We start from the raw sequence: 17,963 nt of genomic DNA on the forward strand, positions 1-17,963 counted from the left end.
CCCCTTTGTTCTGTTATTTTGCCGCGGCGGTCTGGTGCGGCGCGAGCGGAAACGATAACACAATACGTGTGCCTTCACCGGGCTCGCTTTCAATGGTGAGTTCGCCTGGCAGACGTTCCGCGCGTTCGCGCATCACGGAAAGCCCGATGTGTTCGCCGGGTCGCGCCTCAGAAACTGCCGCGATGCCCTCGCCATCGTCCTCGATCAGCAGGGTATAGGCCCCACGACTGTCGTTATTGAGCAATATACGGGCGTTGCAGGCGTGGCTGTGCTGGCGGATGTTCGACAGGGCTTCTTTGACGATGTGGAAAATCTGGCTTTCCTGAAGTGGCGTGAGGTTGAGCTTTTGGCATTCGTTGTGAAAATAAACATTGATCCCGGTTTCCTGGCTGAAGCGTTCCACCATGCCGGCCACAGCGGGCACCAGCCCACGCTCATCAATTTTCAACCGGTAATTGGCCAGCAGTTCACGCAGGCTGACATGTGCCTCCTCGATAGCAGTTCGCAGGTGGCGCACCTCGCTTTGGGAGACGCGCAGGTCCTTCTTGTGCAAGGATTCGCCGAGCATTTTGACCTGCAGGCGCATGCTGACCAGTCCCTGCGCCAGTGAATCATGCAATTCATTGCCGATGATGTTGCGCTCTTCCATGATGGCGAGCTGTCGCGCCTGGTTGTCGAGCCGGGATTTTTCGAGCGCCAGGCCAAGATGTTTGCCGATACTGTTCAGCAGATCATGGATATCCTCCCCCAGTGCTGACATGGGCCGGTCAAGGAACAAGTTGTAAACACCCACGATACGATCCTGGTAAGTGACGGGGACCACGACAAATTCCTGGCAGTCCTGATTCAGCATCGGTGTGCCCAGCAGTTTGGCGCAGGGCTGGGTTCCGCGCTGGATACGGATGCCGCCTTCTTTGGCGGCCCAACCGCACTGACACAGGCTGGTATCCATCGAGCGGTCTTTCTCCACCACTTCCGCCGACAGGCCGCGACTGGCGACGAGGCGTGTCTGGCCGTTGTTCGTGAGTATGCGCACGGTCGCGGCGCGCGCATCCACCAGTTCGATGAAGGTGTCGAGGAAACTTTCCAGCAGTTTGTCGAGATCGCCCGGCTGGCTGAGGCTTGAAGCGATGTCGTAAAGAATATCCAGTGACTGGGTTTTGCGCGCCAGTCGCACGGTTTGGGCGCGTACGTGTGAATCCATATCCATGGTCAGCGATTTGAGCTCATCGCTCAGGCGGTTCATGTCTTGCGCCAGCTCGCGAAATTCGCCGTTTTCGGGAACCGGAATGCGAGCCGAAAGGTTACCGCTGCGCATACGCAGCGACCAATTCCGCAGGTGAGCCAAGGGCTCCACCAGATCGTGGCGCACGCGCGCGATAATCAGCCAGATCAGCGCGAGGCCCGTCAGCATCAGCAGACCCAGCAGGGGATAAAGCGCATAGGCATGTTGCGGATAGGCCAGGATAACAAACGCTTCCGCCCCCACGCCGGCAAAGATCAAGGCCAGACCCAACAACGGCAATGACAGGCGATTCAGGAAAAGCCTGTGCGTTTTTCGCTGCCATTCCGTGGCGGGCGGTATTGCCAGCGTGGCCGGCCGGGGAGATCCTGACCTTGTCTGTTCGGGAGAAGTACTCATATATACGCCGCATCCGTGAGCGGCGGGAAACCTTTGATCATTAGATAGATTAGCCTTGGCGCCGGATGGCGTCCAGCCGGATAACGGTAAAACCATACATACCGTGGGTGCCCATGCCAATCAGTATGTCAGCATGCCAACGATCGAGATGAAGAGGTGTTTGTCGAGGGCGCAGGATAAGGACTGTCTCACGCCTGGCCCTCGGTCGGGGGCGAAGCAGCATGCGCCGGATCGTTGGGGTTGACGAAGATGAATTGGCGCTCGCCCGGGCTGATCTCAACAAAATCAAGCGTGGCGCCTGTGATCAGCTCCTTGCTGGAGTTTGAGATGAGCACCTTGATTCCTTCAGATTCGAAATGCACATCATCGGTACCTTCGTCATCAAAGCCCATGCCGTAAACGAACGTACCATCTTCATCTTTGCGCACCGCGATGCGCAGAGACAAGTTTTGTGCGTTGCTGTGTTCCGACGATTGGCGTACTTGCGCGGCGGCTTCTGGAGTGATCTTGATCATAAACGCGTTCTCAGGCGGAGGTGGGTGGCTGGGCGTGACGCTCAATGCGCCCGATTCTGATTCACGGCTTTGTGGCGCTGTTGGCGCACGAAATTGACGAAGCGGGCGGCCCAGTGGTTGTTTTCCAAGTCACGCAGATGCGCATAACAGGCGAACAGATTCTTGTAGACGATGCCATCGTGTTTGCCGTCGATGCCGGTTCCGCGTAGCACGTCATAGGCATATACCGCATCCGGAGGAAGATTTTCCAGACTGGAGTAGTGAAATTCGTGCGCGTGGATTTCAGACGGTGATTGGCCCGATCCTGTGGCAGGCCACAGGCCCCGGCCGGAATCGCGCAGCACGACATAACCGCGTCCCCTGGGCCGGTCATGCATTACGACGTCTCCCGGAATTACCCCTGCCATTTCACAGCGCTTGCCTCGCCAAGTGAGACTGCGCGCGAGGTACATCAACCCGCCACATTCCGCGTAGGCTGGCATACCTGCCTCAATAGCCTGTCGGATATGCTGACGCAGGGAGACGTTGGCCTCCAGCTGCAGCATGGATACTTCAGGAAAACCACCGCCAATGAGCAAGGCATCGACTTCCGGTAATTTTGCATCGTGCAGCGTGTTTATTGGCACGAGATCGGCGCCTGCGGCGCGCAGCGCCTCAAGATCGCCGGGATAATAGAAGGCAAAAGCGGCGTCACGGGCAATGCCAATTCTTACTGGTGTCGCGCGCAGCGCGTTCGGCTCGCCTCCCTCTCCCCCTTGCGGGAGAGGGAATGAGGGTGAGGGGGCGGCAGGGGATGTAAGCGCCGGTGCTTCGGCTGAGACAGCCAGCAGACGATCGAGATCGACCGAATCGGCAATCACGGAGGCTATGGCGTCAATTTTAGCTCTGGCTTCAGTCGCCTCGTTGCTGGGTATCAAACCAAGATGGCGCTCGACAATGGTAAGCCGTTTGTCATGATGCACCGCCCCCAGCACCGGAATGTCCGTGTAATGCTCGATGACGGCGCGCAACTTGGCTTCGTGACGCGAGCCGCCCAGCTGATTGAGAATGACTCCAGCAATGTGAATATCCTTGTCGAACGCCTGATAGCCCAGAATCAGCGGGGCGATGCCGCGGGTCATGCCGCGCGCATCGATGACCAGCACCACGGGAGCTTTCAGCAGGTTGGCCAGCGCCGCATTGCTGTTGCTGCCGTCAAGACTCAAGCCGTCGTACAGCCCCTTGTTGGCTTCAATCAGCGAAATGTCGGCATCCTGGGAACGCGACGAAAATGTGCGCAGTATTTCCTCGCGGCCCATGAGGAAGAAATCGAGATTATGGCAATCGCGGCCGGTGGCCAGCGACAGCCACATGGGATCGATGAAATCGGGGCCTTTCTTGAAGGCTTGCACGGCGAGACCGCGTTGACGCAGGGCGGCGCACAGTCCGATGCTGAGCGTGGTTTTGCCGGAGGATTTGTGGGCGGCGGAGATGAGCAGTCGATTCATGCGGCCGTTTCCCGGAAATTGTTGGCCACGATGCTCACGGATGGGATGGCAGCGTGTTTAGACCAAAACCCTGCCTGTTCGCGAGCTCAGGGATGATGGACGAATCACGCCGCCGCGGTTTCCGATTTGGCCGGTGTGGCCTTGAAGTGCGGGTCAGCGTCTGCATCCGACAAACTGTTCGGCAGGAACGGAAGTATTTTCAGGGCCACGACCACCATGGCCAATGCCAATGCGATACCGCCAATGCCCAGGATTGCTTCTGGCAAGCTCGGCACATAGCTGGCCACAACACCGTCAAAGAAGCTGCTGCTGGCCTCCTTGCCAGTAACGAGGGGCATGGGATAGGCCTGTCCGCCGATGATGGTGACGTACATCTGGGCCAGACCACCGAGAACGATAAGCAGCGATGCCAGTACCACCATGGCACGCGATTTGCCAAGGCGCGAGAACAATATGATGAGCGGAACCACGCTGCCCAGGAAGATCTGGCCGATCCAGAACATTTTCGTGTAAACGCCGCCATGCAACAGGATGAAACCCTCGATGCCATGGCGCTGGGTGATGTACAGATTTGTCAGATGATAGATGGTAACAAAATAAAGCACGGCGGCCACGAACACTCCGAGCAGGCTGCGCAGCCGTTCGAAAACCACGTTGCCCAGTTCCCGCTCGGTCCAGCGCATGGCCGCTAACAGCACGATCATGAAAATGGCCAGTCCATAGGCGAAAGACATGATGATGAACATGGGGGCGATGACAGCCGTGTCGTAGGCGTCGCGCGCGACGAGGAAGCCGAAAATCGAACCGGTACCGGTGGTGAGCGTGAGACGCCAGAGGAACGCGAAAATGCCTGCCGGTTTGGTGTAATCGTTCATGCGGCGTTCCATCATCATCCACAAATAGACAGCGACCACGGCGAAGAAACCGATGTAGAGAAAGATATTCCAGGCAAAGATGGATTTGAAGTTGTAATAGGTCATGGCCTCGATCAGCCGGTCCGGACGCCCGAGGTCCAGCACCAGCACGATCAGGCCGCCCGTGAGCAGGGCGATGGCCAGCAGGCCCGAGAGCCGCGCCAGGGGTTTATAGAGTTGCCGGCCGAAGACCGAGGCGATCGAGGCAACGTTGAGCGCGCCCGAGGCGGCGACTATCAGGAACACGGCGAACACGTGCGGCGTGCCCCAGACGATCTGGTTCGACATGCCGGTCACCCAGTGACCGTTGTGCTCCATGTATAAGGCAGCCAGTCCGCCGGCGAGAATAAAACCACCAAGAATCGCGAGCAGAATATAAAAACCAAAACCGCGGCCTTCCATCGTGTTGAAATGCGCGTGTGCCATGCGTCAGATCCCCCGGTAACGCACGCCGGTGTTGAGGTTCAGGTCCGGTCGTAATTGGGTTGACGATCCCGAGGCCAGATGTTTGCTGATATCGCTGTTTCGGTCTTTGAGGTCACCGAAGACCATGGCCTTGTTGCCATCCTTGTTGCAGGCCTCGACGCAGGCCGGGACTTTCCCGGCGTCTACCCGGTGCACGCACAAGGTGCAGGACTCGACCGTGCCTTTGCCGCGCGGGGCATGCGGTTTCTGGTCGGTGGTGTCCTCGTGCACGAACGAGCGCGCCTTGTACGGACAGGCCATCATGCAGTAACGGCAACCGATGCAAATATGCTTGTCGACCAGCACGATGCCGTCGGCGCGTTTGAACGAAGCGCCGGTGGGGCAGACGTCCACGCACGGCGGTTCTTCGCAATGCTGGCACATGACTGGCAGAGTTTGCACGTAGCCGGTCTGCTTGTCCTTGAGCGTCACTTTGCGAATCCACTGCGCATCGGTGGCGGGGCGATCATGCCCGACAACGCCGTTTTCCTCGTGACAGGCGGTCACGCAGGCGTTGCAGTCGTTGCATTTATTGATATCGACGAGCAGACCCCAGCGTTTCAGGCTGGTGACGGCTTCGTCGGGCGAACGGGCCTGCGCCAGGTCGACCAGACGCAGGCCGGGGGAGAGCGCCATGCCGGCAACCGCGGCACTGCCGATACCGATGAATTCGCGACGGCTGAGGCTCATGGTTGGCCTCCGGGGGCTGCGCTGCCTTTGAAGGGTGCGACGGCTACGGCGTTCTTGTCGCGTTTGTCGGTGTGACAGCTGAAGCAGTCGATCTTGACCGAGGCAAATTCATGACAGGAGGAACAGAAACCATCCTGCCCGAGCACGCTGTTGGTCTTGGGGTCGGCATGACAATCGACGCAGTTTTTCAGGCTATGTTTCGTGGTGCGGATACCCTGATGCATGGTTTTGTCGCGCTGGTGCAGGATGTGTTGCATGTGATTGCGCCGCATGTCCTCGGTCGGCTCCACGCATTTCTCGCCGCGATGAATCTTCACCGTCGGGCCGATGCTCGCAGATTTTCCCGTTTCGGCGGCAAAAGCCACCGGTGTCGAGAGCAGACCGGCGATCATGCCGACAACGAGTCGTTTCATGGCACTTTTCACTTTCAACTTTTCACTTTCCACTTTCCACTGTCGTTCAGTGATCGCCCATACCCATCTTGATGTAGCCGGTCGGACATACGTCGGCGCAAATGTGGCAACCGATGCACAAGTCGTAATCGGTGTACACGTAACGCCCCATGGTCGATTCCGTCTTGGGCGTGCGCTTGACCGCGATTTGCGGGCAGTAGATCACGCAGTTGTCGCATTCGAAGCACATGCCGCAACTCATGCAGCGCTTGGCTTCATCCACGGTCTGTTTTTCGTCCAGGCCGAGCATGCGTTCCTTGAAGTGGCCCAAGACCTCGTTGGCGTCAGGCACCATCTCGGTGCGCTTCAGACGCGGCGTATATTGGAAGTGTCCGAGGAAAAGTTCATTTGACTGACAGACTTCGGCATCCGCACGATCTTCGTAGTTGTGGATGGCGTAACCGCCGACCGACTTGCCTTCCTCAAAAGTGCCCCAGCGCCCGCGGTCAATCGGACGTTCGTCTTCCGGGCCGTCCGGCTTGAATGTCTGCGGCGTCAGGCCGACTTCCTGCAGTTTCTCCAGCAGGTTGAAATGATGCACGTCCACCTTGGGGCGCTTGCTCATTTCCTGTTTCTTGAGGTAATGATCGATGCTTTCCGCTGCGATTGAACCCTGGCCGATCACGGTGGTGAGCAGGTGCGGGCGAATGATGTCGCCGCACACGAAGTGGCCGGGTTTGCCTGGCACCTGGTAGAACTTGTCGGCGTTGATCAGGCCTTTGCCATTGTTGAATTCTTCCATGCCGCGGAAATCACCCATCTGGCCGATGGCAGAGACAATAAGATCCGCTTCCAGATCCTGCTCCGTGCCCGGTTTTTCCACCGCTTTGCCGCTCGAGAAATCGAGCTCGACTACGCGCAGAGCCTTGGCACGGCCCTTGTCGTCGAGAATGACCTTCACCGGCTGCAGCGAACCGCGGATGGTCACACCTTCGCGCTGGGCATCGTCGATTTCGTGCTTGGCGGCGTTCATTTTTTCCACCGGCTGGCGTGAAATCAGCATGACTTCAGCACCTTGCTTCTTGGCGGTGACCGCCACGTCATGGGCGGTCTGGCCCATGATGATATATTCCGGACGCTCGGTTTCAGCCATCTCCTTGATGTAACCCAGACGGCGTGCCACTGAGACCACGTCGATGGAGGTGTCACCACCGCCGATCACGACCACGCGACCGGAAACAGCCTTCAGGCGGCCTTGGTTAAAGGCCTCGAGGAAGGCGACACCGGTAATGCAATTTGGGGCGTCCGCGCCGGGAACCGGCAGGGCGCGGCCGGATTTGCAGCCGATGGCGAACAAGACGGCGTCGTGCTGTTTTTCCACGTCCTGCATGGGCACATCCACGCCAACACGTGTCTTGAGTTTAACCTCTACGCCCATATCAATGATGCGGCCGATTTCACCGTCCAGCGACTCGCGCGGGAGACGATAGCCCGGCACGCCGTACTTCGCCATGCCGCCCAACTGATCATGGTCGTCGTACAGGGTGACCGCGTGCCCCTGGCGGCGCAACTGATAGGCCGCCGCCAGGCCGGCCGGTCCGCCGCCGATGATGGCGACTTTCTTGCCAGTGGATTGCTCGGCTGGTTTGAACGTGTATTTGTTGGCCAGCGCGGTGTCGCCAATGTATTGCTCGACGGCGTTGATGCCGACATAGTCTTCCACCACGTTACGATTGCAACCGGTTTGGCAGGGCGCGGGGCAGACGCGGCCCATCATGGACGGGAAGGGGTTGGCTTCCGTCAGGCGGCGGAAGGCATACTCCTGCATGGTCGTGTCCTTCGACGGTTTCTCGATGCCGCGCACGATATTCAACCAGCCGCGGATGTCCTCGCCCGAGGGACAGCTCGCCTGACAGGGCGGCGTCTTGTGCACGTAGGTCGGGCACTTGTCAGTCTCGTCGGCCGTGAAAATACGGGATTGGAAAGAAGGCCATTCCTGGTCATCGTCCTTGAATTTGCGGAACGTGAAACCTGCCTTAACTTCTTTCGTCTTGTCTGCGGGAGTAGCCATTACGAATCTCCTGTCGTCATTCAGTTACATGTAATACGAAAAATCAGTTCTTGGCGCCCAATTGAATCGCCCTGCTCACCAGTCCGTGCACGCTGCCGATCATGTCCATTGGAAATTTGTAGTAGGGCAGCACCTTGCTGAACTGGCTCTTGCAGATGGCGCAAATGGCGGCAACGTGATTAACGCCATATTCGTCCACTACCTGTTTGAGTGCCTGCATGCGCGGCTGCGCGCCCTTGACGCGCAGTTCCATCAAATCGTCGGTCAGCAATCCGCCGCCACCGCCGCAGCAGAAGGTGTTCTCGTGTATCGTTTCCGGCGCCATGTCGTAAAACTTGTTAACGCTGGCCTTGATGATGGCGCGCGGTATCGTGAACTGTCCGCCCGGTGTATTGCCCATGCGCGAGGCACGTGACACGTTGCAGGAATCGTGGAACGTCACGATCCTGTCGTCGTTGGCCGACTTGTCGAGCGTGAGCGCGCCGCGCTGGATCAGGTCATAGGTGAATTCGCAGATGTGCTGCGGGATGGGATAGCGCTGGTCCAGAAAATCAAACGGACCGATGAGCGTGTTCCAGAAGCTGTAGGCCACACGCCAGGCGTGGCCGCATTCGCCGACGACGATGCGTTTGACCCCGAGATCCAGCGCCGCCTCGCGGATGCGCAGCGCCGCTTTATGCAGGTTATCGCGCGAACCAATAAACATGGAGAAATTGGCGGCCTCGGAGGCATGCGATGACACCGTCCAGGAGATACCGGCCTGATGAAATACCTTGCCGTAGCCGATCAGGCCATCGATGTGCGGCTCGGCGAAGAAATCGGCGGAGGGGGTAATGAGCAGCACCTCGGCGCCTTTGACATCCACCGGATACTTCACGTCCACGCCGGTTTCGGCTTTGACGTCTTCCTCGAGGCCCTCAAGAGTGTTTACCAGCGCCGGTTCCGGTAGTCCGAGGTTGTTGCCGATCTTGTGAACCTTGCCAATGATTTCGTTGCAATATTTTTGGCCCAAGCCGACTTCATCCATGATATCGCGCGCGGCCATGGAGATCTCGGCGGTATCGATGCCGTAGGGGCAGAACACCGAACAGCGGCGGCACTGCGAGCACTGATGAAAGTACGTATACCATTCATCAAGCACGTCCTTGGTCATGTCGCGTGCGCCAACGAGTTTGGGGAAATGCTTTCCGGCGAAGGTGTAGTAACGCCGGTAAACCGAGCGCAGCAAATCCTGGCGCGCCACCGGCATGTTTTTCGGATCGGAGGTGCCGAGATAATAGTGGCACTTGTCGGTGCAGGCGCCGCACTTTACGCAGGAATCGAGAAACACCTGAAGCGCGCGCGATTCGGAGACCAGGTCACCCAGCTTTTTGACGGCGACGTTTTCCCAGTCCGGCACCAGCTCGCCTGGAAAACCGACACTGGCTTGAATGTCCGGTTTGGCCACGTACGGCTTGCTGTTGACCATCGTACCCGGAAGCACATCCGGGATGGTCTGGTATTCGCCAAGGACGGGTGTCTCAAAATTTGCCATGGTTCGCTACCCTGACGCCTTGGTGTTGTCGATTTTGGCGCTCCAGCCGGCGACCCAGCGCTTTTCACGCGGATTGTCCACCTGGTTGCGGGTAGGGCTGAAGAAAACGCCTGGAGCGTGCAGCAGTTTGCTGATGGGGAAAATAATCATCAGCGTGGCGACCAATGTCAGGTGCACCAATAAAACCAGGTCAGCCGGCAAAGGCTGCCAGTTGAGCGTCATCAAGCCCAGAAAAAACGCCTTGAGAGCGACGATGTCCGTGTGAACAATAAATTTCATCACAAGGCCGCTGGCGCCGATGGCGACCAGCAGGGCCAGCATCAAGTGATCGGACGGGCTGCTGATATAGCGCACGCGGTCCACCAGGAAGCGGCGACCCCACAGTCCCAGCAGGCCGAGCACCATACCGTATCCGGTGAAATTAATGAACCACTGGAGCCACGGTAGGAAAAACAGAACCGGCTCGGTGAAGTAACGCAGGTGCCAGACCAGTTCCACGAACAGGCAGAAATGGAAGATCCAGCCGAACAGCCAGGTCCACTTGTTGGACTTGAACAGGCTTTCGAACACGGTGACTTCGCGCACCATGCGCGCTGCCACCCCCAGACGGGTGGTCGGTGCCGGCGTGGTAGGGATTTTTAACGGCTGCGGCGTGCGCGCGTAGATAAAAATCTTGCGTGCCACGCCGATGACGAGGATAGCCGTCGCCACATAAAAGAGCAGCGTATAAATCACTGTCACGATCGACATCGATGACCCCGCTGGTTAGCGGCAGGGGAAAAATCCCCCACCGAGGGTTGTCGAATTAGACGCAGCCGGTCGGCTTGGGCAGGCCGGCGTATTTGCACGCCTGCTTGGCCGGGCCGTACGGGAACAGCTCGTACAGATACTTGCTGTTGCCCTTGTCCGGGCCAAGTTTCTTGCCGATGGCCTTGGTCAGTACGCGCACGGCGGGCGCAATCTGGTATTCCTCGTAATATTCGCGCAGGAAGTTGAGAACTTCCCAGTGGTTCGGTGACAGATCGCAGTTGTCGATCTTGGCCATTTCCTTGGCGATTTCCTCGCTCCAGTCGGTACGGTTGGCGAGATATCCTTCCTCGTCGGTTTCAATGGTCTTACCTGCTACGGTGATAGGCATGTAAACACTCCTCGTCAGTTAAAGTCGTTGATAATAATCAAAGCCAGGCTTGCACGCTGGGGTGTTCCACCGCCAGGTCCACAAACCCGCTGTAATCGACCAGCTTGATACCGTCGATGACCCGGTCCTGCATCCCGCGTGCTTCGATATCGGGATAAAGCGCATAGATCGGATGATTCTTGAGCGCCTGCTCGACCAGTTTGGTACTCACGGTGCCCTTGAGGGCGCCATAGACACCATCCTCGATCAGCAGAACGGCGCATCCTTTTTTGAGGTGCTTGAGGCAGCTCTCCAAGGTGTTACGTTCCGTGGGCGACTTGTTTACGGTATGCAGCATCGTCATTCCCCCTAAAAGCTTAAAATCACGTCTTGCGATTGCATGAGGTCCGTCATTTCCTGCGTACCGATGACCTTCACGGGAACGATGAAGTCCTCCTCTTTCAGGCCGCGGGCATCCATGGACTCCTTTTCCACGTAAAGTTTCTCGATGTCATAACCTTCCAGTGCGCGAAAGGTTGGAGAGAAATTCTTGACGTCGATCGGTTTCGTGTGCTGCCCCTTGACGATCTGGTACACGCCGTCGTCCAGAAACGCCAGGCTCACGTCCTGATCGAATGCCGCCGCGATCAACACCACTTCCAGCGACTCCAGGGCGTAAATCGTGCCATAAGGCGCCTTGCGGTTGATGTACAGGAACTTTTTTACCTTGCCGCCCGCGTCCTCTTCCATATCAATTCCACCAGTTGCTTCAGTCATTCTACTAGCCTCGATAGTTCCGGGTTAATCGCCAAAGGTTACCAGCCGGTCCGACTGGATTCCCGTTTCGATCAACTGGCCCAGGCCGGAAATGCGAAAACCTTCCTGCAGGTTTTCGTCCTTGATGCCCCGGCGCAGTGCCGCCGCCACGCAGACTACCAGATCGATGTGGTGATCCTTGGCCAGTTTCTGCCAGCGGTTGACGATATGACGGTCATCCGTCGGCGGCTCAGTCAACCGGCTCGAGTTGTAAACGCCGTCATGATAGAAGAACACGCGATGAATCTTGTGCCCCTTTTCAATTGCGGCCTTGGTAAAAAGATAAGCCGTATCCGACGCCTGATGCGTATACGGCCCCTCGTTAATCAAAATACCCAACTTCATCATCGCTCCCCTTGATATTTATCAACACCCCGACGGTTTACGGGCCGACGCCGGGAAAACCCGGCGTCGATTGTGGCAACAGCGTTTACGCTACGGGCTAAAAACGGATATGTGCCGACTGATTCAGCATGTGACGTGAACCACGCCAGTTGTCGATGTGGAACTTGGTAAACGGCAGTTCCGTCAGCTCAAAGAACCGCGGCCAGCCGATGCGTTCCACCCACTCGCCGACGCGTTCCCAATCTTTGGCGTCCTGCTTGTAGACCTTGAGAATTTTCTTGACGATGGTACCCACTTCCGGCCAGCGCGGCGGATTGTTCGGGATACCCGCGGCCACGAGTTTATGGAACATCGGCTTGGAGCGCGCATTGGAGTTTTTACCGCCGACCCAGATGGCGAGCTTGGAGTGTTCGGGGTCGTTGATCTGCATCGGCGGGCAGGGCGGAAAGCACGCGCCACAGCAGATGCATTTTTTTTCGTCGACTTCAAGCGAGGGCTTGCCGTTGACCATGGCCGGACGAATTGCCGCCACCGGGCAGCGCGCCACCACGGAAGGACGCTCGCACACGTTGGCCACGAGATCATGATTGATCTTCGGCGGCTTGGTGTGCTGCACGTTGATGGCGATGTCGCCCTGACCGCCGCAGTTGATCTGGCAGCAGGAGGTGGTGATGTGCACGCGGTTCGGCATGTCTTCCTTGATGAACTCATCATGCAGGTCGTCCATCAGCGCCTTCACCACGCCCGAAGCGTCGGTGCCCGGGATGTCGCAATGCAGCCAGCCCTGGGTGTGGGAAATCATGGTCACCGAGTTGCCGGTGCCGCCGACTGGGTAGCCGGCCTCTTCAAACGCCTTGATCAGCGGTTCGACCTTGTCGGCGCTGGAGAGCGAGATTTCCATATTCGAACGGATGGTAAACCGCACATATCCTTCGCCGAGTTTGTCGATGATGTCGCACAGCAGGTTGATCTCGTAGGGACCAAGTTGACGCTGGGTGCCGACGCGCACCGTCCAGATTTCGTCGCCGCTCTTGGCGACGTGATGCAGAACGCCAGGACGGGGACGGTCGTGATACGCCCAGTTTCCGTAGTTTCTGATCATCAGGGGATGCATATATTGGAACGCATCCGGGCACCCGGTCTCAATCGGTGGGCGCATTTTTGGTGCTTCTGCCATGGGTCAGTTCTCCAAAACGTTTGTTCGACGTGTATGCAATGTTTTGCCGGATCCGGATCAGCCTGCTGCCTGCTGCTTGCGCTTCTTCCACTTTTCGGCTTCCTGATCCCACTCGTCCAGGCGGACGTAGGAGCTGGTGCGTGGCTGGTTGATCATGTTCGGATCCACCTCGAGGCCGATGCCTTCCAGAAAGTTAACCAAGCCGATGCGCTCGATCATTTCGCCACAACGCTCGTGCTCCAGGCCGTTCTCGGCCCAGAAGTCGATGGTGCTGGCGGCAATCTCGCGAATCCGCTCGTAATCCGCGTCGGTATCGAGCTTCATGAACGGAATAATGACGGTGCCAAAGGTGTCGCCGATCTTCAGCGTGCGCTTGCCGCCGATGAGCAGGGTGATGCCCTTGTCGTCGCCGGGCTTGAGTGCCTTGGTCATGACGTTAATGCAATGCATGCAGCGCACGCAGTTGCGGTTGTCCACGTCCAAGGTGTCGTCGTCGTTCAGTGACAACGCCTTGGTCGGGCAGCGGTTCACAACATTGTCGATGACATACTTGCGGCTCTTGCTCTTGATGAAGGTTTTGACTTCCTTCTGGTCGACCTTCATGTCGTCGCGCCAGGTGCCGATGACAGCAAAGTCGGCGCGCTGGATCGAGTTCATGCAGTCGTTCGGACAGCCCGATACCTTGAACTTGAATTTGTAGGGCAGGGCCGGACGATGCATGTCGTCGATGAAGTTGTTCACCAGAACGCGATGGATTTTCTGCTCGTTGGCGTTCGACTGCTCGCAACGTGCCGCGCCGACGCAGGACATGGCGGTGCGCACACAGGGGCCGGCGCCGCCGAGGTCCCAGCCGTATTCGTTGATCTCGTCGAAGAAGTGCTGCGTGTTCTCGCTGGTGGTACCGATGAACATGATGTTGCCGGTCTGGCCGTGGAACGCGATCAGACCCGAGCCCCATTTATTCCAGGAGTCGGATAACTGACGCAGCATTTTGGTGGTGTAGTGATTGCCGGCAGGCGGCTGAACGCGGAGGGTGTGGAATTCTTTGGCTTCGGGGAACATGGGCTTGCCATCCTTCCCCATCAGCTCGGTGAAGCGGGGAATGATGCCACCGCCGTAACCGAATACGGATACTGTTCCGCCTTTCCAATAGCCTTTACGAGTGGTGTAGGAGTGTTCGAGCTGCCCCAGCAGGTCGACCATCATGTTGTTGTTGTGCGCCAGACGTTTCAGTCCGGTCACGAAGCTGGGCCACGGTCCGCTCTCCAGCTGATCCAGCATCGGTGTCTTGTGGAACGGCTTGGTGGATTTCTTTTCCTTCGGGATGAAGGACGAATGTTTATCCGGATTCTTCGGTTGATTCTGGGCCATTTAAACTACCTCCTGCGCGTCGGAAGGATATAATACGGTCTTCAAGCGGTTATCTCGCTGAAAGGCTATCGTTTCTGTTAATTCAATTCTTGCGAAGGGTCAGTCTAAACGGGACCCCTAATAAAAAAATCACTCGTTAGAGAGAGCCTTCCCGGGTTTGTCCCTCCCGAAAGGGATATAAGAAGCAGTGCGAAGGTCTCCACCGGAAAGCGTGTAATATACAACTAATTGATTTAAAGTACTAATGTCGCAGGAAAACCCCTCATAATATAATTTGATCAAGACGAATAGCAGCGGCGTTTTTGATTTAAATATTTGCCAGACGTTCCCATTACTACCCTTAGTCACGCACAGGATTTCGCACATTGAATAATCCCGCCGATGTTGCTCGTGCCAGCGAAGCGCCGGAAAGCAGCCCCTTCAGCCTGCAATACAGTGCGGCGTATCAGCGTTGGCGTGATGCCAAGCTGAAATCGTATCCCGCCACGGCGGATGACCTGGTAGTGGAAGTTGCTAACCCCCTGGTGCTGACAAATGCCGAGGCCGGAGCGATGTTGAGTGCCTGCAGAAAAACCAACATGGTCATCTATGCAAGCCAGGCGAGCCGGGAAGACAAGGAAATTCCGCGCGCCGTAAGCGAGCGTTTCGGTTTGCACCGCTTCGACAGCAACATGCTCGCGGACGATGATGGCATTACTTCGCTGCAAGTGGCGGAGGAGAAGTCGCAGCGTGGCTATATCCCGTATTCCAGCAAGCGCCTCCTGTGGCACACGGACGGCTATTACAATAGTGCCGAGAGGCGCATTCGCGCGTTTGCATTGCATTGCGTTTCGCCGGCGGCGGAAGGCGGCGATAACAGTCTGCTGGACCACGAGGCTGCCTACATCTTGATGCGTGATGCCAATCCGGAATATATCCACGCGCTGATGGCACCGGACGCCATGACCATTCCCGCCAACACGGAAGCCGGCGCGGAAACGCGTCCGGCGGTGACCGGACCGGTGTTTTCCGTCGATCCTGCCGGCGGCAATCTGCACATGCGCTATACCGCGCGCACGCGCTCCATTGAATGGAAGCAGGACGCGGCTACGCGGGAGGCGGTGCAGTTTCTGGAGAAGCTGCTGGCCGGCGAGTCGCCATTCATATTCCGACATCGAATGACAGCCGGGCAGGGCCTGATGTGCAACAACGTGCTGCATAACCGCACGGCCTTTGCGGATGATATCGACAGGGGAATCGCTAGACTGGTGTACCGGGCGCGCTATTATGACCGCATCCGCGGGACAAATTTGAACGAAGTTTTCACCCCCTTTCCATCTCTCCCCCGTAAAGGGGGAGAGGAAGTCGGTAGAGAACCTTGAATATGGTCTGGCCATGTTGCACCTGAGCGAAATACTTTTGCAGCATCACGACATCGCGACGTTTGAACAACTGTTGGAAGTGGTGCGTAGCCGCGCGCAATCGGAAATGTTTTTTCGCATCGATATCAAGCCGACTTATCCGGACACACCGGCAAATTGGGAAGATCAGCTCGAAGGCGCTTTCGTCGGCATCCATTCCATTACCAGATAATTTTTATGAAATACCTTAAAGATGAAAGTTTCACGACAGACATGGACAGCGCAGAGGATTCTCAGGAATCCTCTGTCTTGCTCGAAGCCCAGCTGGCCGAGTTCAGGCGCCAAATGCTGGAGCTGCCACCCAACTACGATCCACTCTCGCGCGCTGACCTGCTGTTGCAAATCGGACGCACGCTGATACGGCTGGAAAAAAACCAGGACGCCTGGGACGCCGGGCGCGAGGCCTTCGATATTTTCACGGTGCGCGAAGCCTGGGAGGGCGCGGTGCAGGCCTGCGACATCCTGTTTCTGTCGGAGCAACCGGAATCGCTCGCGGCGCTCGGGCAGGGGATTTGGCTCACGGTTACCTTTCCCATGGACCCCGAGCTGTCGGTGGCGATGTTGCAACACGTGGTGGATGAAACTCCAGCGGACTCCGACGGCGCCGCGGTGGCGGCGACGGTGGCGCATTACCTCGTGGACTTGCGCGCCGAGGGGCGCCAACGTGAAGACCTGATGTTTTACAGCAACCAGCTTCTGGCAACGGTAGCGCGGCGGCACAGCGACGCGCACGACCAGGAGGCTTTTAGCCGCTGGTTCAAGAAACTCGAGCTCGACGATCCGGCGAAATTCCTGCCACGTCTGCGTAATGTCGTGGACGTGCTGGTGCAGGATGAGTGGTGGATCGACCGCGATGCCATACGCGAGAAGCTCCCGGTTAACTGACGACTCGCGGAAATGTTCTGGCAAGAAGCCAAAGATAATGAGCGTTATATCGTCCCGGACGATATCGTGGATCTGGTCTTCAGCATCCAGTGTCGCACCCTGCCGGTGGACCATTCCTACTCGTTGTCACAAGCCATTTCCAAAGCGCTCCCCTGGTTTGCGGCTGAAGCGCATGCCGGGCTTCATACCATCCACGGAGCGGAGTCGGGCAATGGCTGGATGCGCCCGGAAGATCCCAACGCCTTGCTGCATTTGTCACGCCGCACCAAGCTCATGCTGCGCCTGCCCAAGCAGCGCATCGAGGATGCCTGCAAATTGACCGGGCAGACGCTGGATATCGGCGGGAATTCAATGCAAGTGGGAAAGGCCGTGGTCAAACCGCTCAGCCCGATTACGACACTTTTCTCACGCTATATTGTTGCCAGCGAAAGCCTGGACGAAACGGCTTTCATGCGCGAGGCACAGTCACTGCTGGCAAATATCGGGGTCAATCCGATAAAAATGCTATGTGGCATCGAGCGGGTAATCAGCACGCCTGCCAGGAAAATACGTACCCGTAGCCTGATGCTCGCGGACTTGGCCGTGGAGGAATCGGTCAGGCTCCAGCAGCGCGGTTTGGGCCCGGAGCGAACGCTTGGCTGCGGGCTGTTTCTCCCGCACAAGGATATTCATGAAGTCCGGCCTGACTTGGATTAAGCCTCATCGCTTTGTATTATTCGTTTTTTCGACGTCATTAAAAACATCTGCCTGAAATTTGAGGGGAACTTATATGAGTTATGAGTTTAACGGCAAGACCATCGACACCGATGCCAACGGTTATCTGAAAAACGCCGAAGACTGGAACAAGGAACTGGCCGAGCATATTGCCACGTCGGAAGGCATTTCGCTGACACCAAAGCACTGGGATCTCATCGACTACCTGCGGGATATGTATCTCAGCCACGGTGGTGAGCAGCCCAACACGCGTCATATTGTGAAGGCGATGTCGGACAAGTGGGGCACCAATGCCAGTCAGAAGGATATTTACGATTTGTTCCCGAAGGACCCGAGCAAGCAGGGCGGACGCATCGCCGGTTTGCCCGAGTCGCGCCGCAAGGGCGGATATTAAAAATCAGCAGCAAGTTACAAGTTGCAAGTGGCAA

20 protein-coding genes are annotated in these 17,963 nt (G+C 57.4%); 5 read left to right on the plus strand and 15 right to left on the minus strand.

Annotation, left to right across the window (positions count from 1 at the left end; all coding sequences use genetic code 11):
* Nucleotides 1–13: 13 nt before the first annotated feature.
* From NUV55_RS01255 to dsrA, 15 genes are all read right to left on the minus strand, one after another.
* Nucleotides 14–1,642: an ATP-binding protein gene (locus NUV55_RS01255; protein ID WP_296669679.1), complete on the minus strand. Its 1,629-nt coding sequence runs from the start codon at nt 1,640–1,642 to the stop codon at nt 14–16.
* A 188-nt stretch (nt 1,643–1,830) separates the two neighbouring features.
* Nucleotides 1,831–2,157, minus strand: coding sequence for an iron-sulfur cluster assembly accessory protein (locus NUV55_RS01260; RefSeq protein ID WP_296669681.1), 327 nt, complete (start codon nt 2,155–2,157; stop codon nt 1,831–1,833).
* 41 nt (nt 2,158–2,198) lie between these two features.
* Nucleotides 2,199–3,644, minus strand: coding sequence for a cobyrinate a,c-diamide synthase (locus NUV55_RS01265; RefSeq protein WP_296669682.1), 1,446 nt, complete (start codon nt 3,642–3,644; stop codon nt 2,199–2,201).
* A 104-nt stretch (nt 3,645–3,748) separates the two neighbouring features.
* Complete coding sequence (gene nrfD / locus NUV55_RS01270) at nt 3,749–4,984, minus strand: NrfD/PsrC family molybdoenzyme membrane anchor subunit (protein WP_296669684.1); 1,236 nt, start codon at nt 4,982–4,984, stop codon at nt 3,749–3,751.
* Nucleotides 4,985–4,987: 3 nt separating this feature from the next.
* Nucleotides 4,988–5,713, minus strand: a complete 726-nt coding sequence (dsrO, locus tag NUV55_RS01275) for a sulfate reduction electron transfer complex DsrMKJOP subunit DsrO (protein WP_296669686.1) — start codon at nt 5,711–5,713, stop codon at nt 4,988–4,990.
* Nucleotides 5,710–6,126 (minus strand): hypothetical protein, encoded by a 417-nt coding sequence (locus NUV55_RS01280; RefSeq protein WP_296669687.1) that lies wholly within the window; start codon nt 6,124–6,126, stop codon nt 5,710–5,712. The genes dsrO and NUV55_RS01280 overlap by 4 nt, the downstream gene beginning before the upstream one ends.
* 46 nt (nt 6,127–6,172) lie before the next feature.
* Entirely contained in the window at nt 6,173–8,176 is a 2,004-nt protein-coding gene (locus NUV55_RS01285) for an NAD(P)-binding protein (protein ID WP_296669689.1), read from the minus strand.
* A 43-nt stretch (nt 8,177–8,219) separates the two neighbouring features.
* Nucleotides 8,220–9,710: a sulfate reduction electron transfer complex DsrMKJOP subunit DsrK gene (gene dsrK / locus NUV55_RS01290; protein ID WP_296669691.1), complete on the minus strand. Its 1,491-nt coding sequence runs from the start codon at nt 9,708–9,710 to the stop codon at nt 8,220–8,222.
* Nucleotides 9,711–9,716: 6 nt separating this feature from the next.
* Nucleotides 9,717–10,460 carry a respiratory nitrate reductase subunit gamma gene (locus NUV55_RS01295; RefSeq protein WP_296669692.1) on the minus strand — a complete coding sequence of 248 codons (744 nt, stop codon included), beginning with the start codon at nt 10,458–10,460 and terminating at the stop codon, nt 9,717–9,719.
* Between the two features lie 55 nt (nt 10,461–10,515).
* Nucleotides 10,516–10,848, minus strand: a complete 333-nt coding sequence (locus NUV55_RS01300) for a TusE/DsrC/DsvC family sulfur relay protein (protein ID WP_296669694.1) — start codon at nt 10,846–10,848, stop codon at nt 10,516–10,518.
* A gap of 37 nt (nt 10,849–10,885) precedes the next feature.
* Nucleotides 10,886–11,185 carry a sulfurtransferase complex subunit TusB gene (gene tusB / locus NUV55_RS01305; protein WP_296669695.1) on the minus strand — a complete coding sequence of 100 codons (300 nt, stop codon included), beginning with the start codon at nt 11,183–11,185 and terminating at the stop codon, nt 10,886–10,888.
* A gap of 11 nt (nt 11,186–11,196) precedes the next feature.
* On the minus strand, nt 11,197–11,604 hold the full coding sequence (tusC, locus tag NUV55_RS01310) for a sulfurtransferase complex subunit TusC (protein WP_296669697.1): 408 nt from the start codon (nt 11,602–11,604) through the stop codon (nt 11,197–11,199).
* Between the two features lie 24 nt (nt 11,605–11,628).
* On the minus strand, nt 11,629–11,988 hold the full coding sequence (gene tusD, locus NUV55_RS01315) for a sulfurtransferase complex subunit TusD (RefSeq protein WP_296669699.1): 360 nt from the start codon (nt 11,986–11,988) through the stop codon (nt 11,629–11,631).
* A 97-nt stretch (nt 11,989–12,085) separates the two neighbouring features.
* Nucleotides 12,086–13,165: a dissimilatory-type sulfite reductase subunit beta gene (gene dsrB / locus NUV55_RS01320; RefSeq protein WP_296669700.1), complete on the minus strand. Its 1,080-nt coding sequence runs from the start codon at nt 13,163–13,165 to the stop codon at nt 12,086–12,088.
* A gap of 57 nt (nt 13,166–13,222) precedes the next feature.
* Nucleotides 13,223–14,446, minus strand: a complete 1,224-nt coding sequence (dsrA, locus tag NUV55_RS01325; RefSeq protein ID WP_367280315.1) for a dissimilatory-type sulfite reductase subunit alpha — start codon at nt 14,444–14,446, stop codon at nt 13,223–13,225.
* A 455-nt stretch (nt 14,447–14,901) separates the two neighbouring features.
* Here dsrA and NUV55_RS01330 point away from each other — a divergent pair, with 455 nt between their 5' ends.
* The 5 genes from NUV55_RS01330 (at nt 14,902) to NUV55_RS01350 (ending at nt 17,929) form a co-directional block, all read left to right on the plus strand.
* Nucleotides 14,902–15,897, plus strand: a complete 996-nt coding sequence (locus tag NUV55_RS01330) for a TauD/TfdA family dioxygenase (protein ID WP_296669704.1) — start codon at nt 14,902–14,904, stop codon at nt 15,895–15,897.
* A gap of 13 nt (nt 15,898–15,910) precedes the next feature.
* Entirely contained in the window at nt 15,911–16,108 is a 198-nt protein-coding gene (locus NUV55_RS01335) for a hypothetical protein (protein WP_296669706.1), read from the plus strand.
* Between the two features lie 5 nt (nt 16,109–16,113).
* Entirely contained in the window at nt 16,114–16,821 is a 708-nt protein-coding gene (locus NUV55_RS01340; protein ID WP_296669708.1) for a hypothetical protein, read from the plus strand.
* Between the two features lie 12 nt (nt 16,822–16,833).
* A complete protein-coding gene (cas6, locus tag NUV55_RS01345; protein ID WP_296669709.1) occupies nt 16,834–17,517 on the plus strand; it encodes a type I-MYXAN CRISPR-associated protein Cas6/Cmx6 in 684 nt (227 codons plus the stop codon).
* 73 nt (nt 17,518–17,590) lie between these two features.
* The gene (locus tag NUV55_RS01350; RefSeq protein ID WP_296669710.1) at nt 17,591–17,929 is read left to right on the plus strand and encodes a TusE/DsrC/DsvC family sulfur relay protein; all 339 of its coding nucleotides are present in this window, start codon (nt 17,591–17,593) and stop codon (nt 17,927–17,929) included.
* Nucleotides 17,930–17,963 lie beyond the last annotated feature (34 nt).

The sequence above is a fragment of the Sulfuricaulis sp. genome (genome assembly GCF_024653915.1).
In the GTDB taxonomy this organism is placed as follows: Bacteria; Pseudomonadota; Gammaproteobacteria; order Acidiferrobacterales; family Sulfurifustaceae; genus Sulfuricaulis.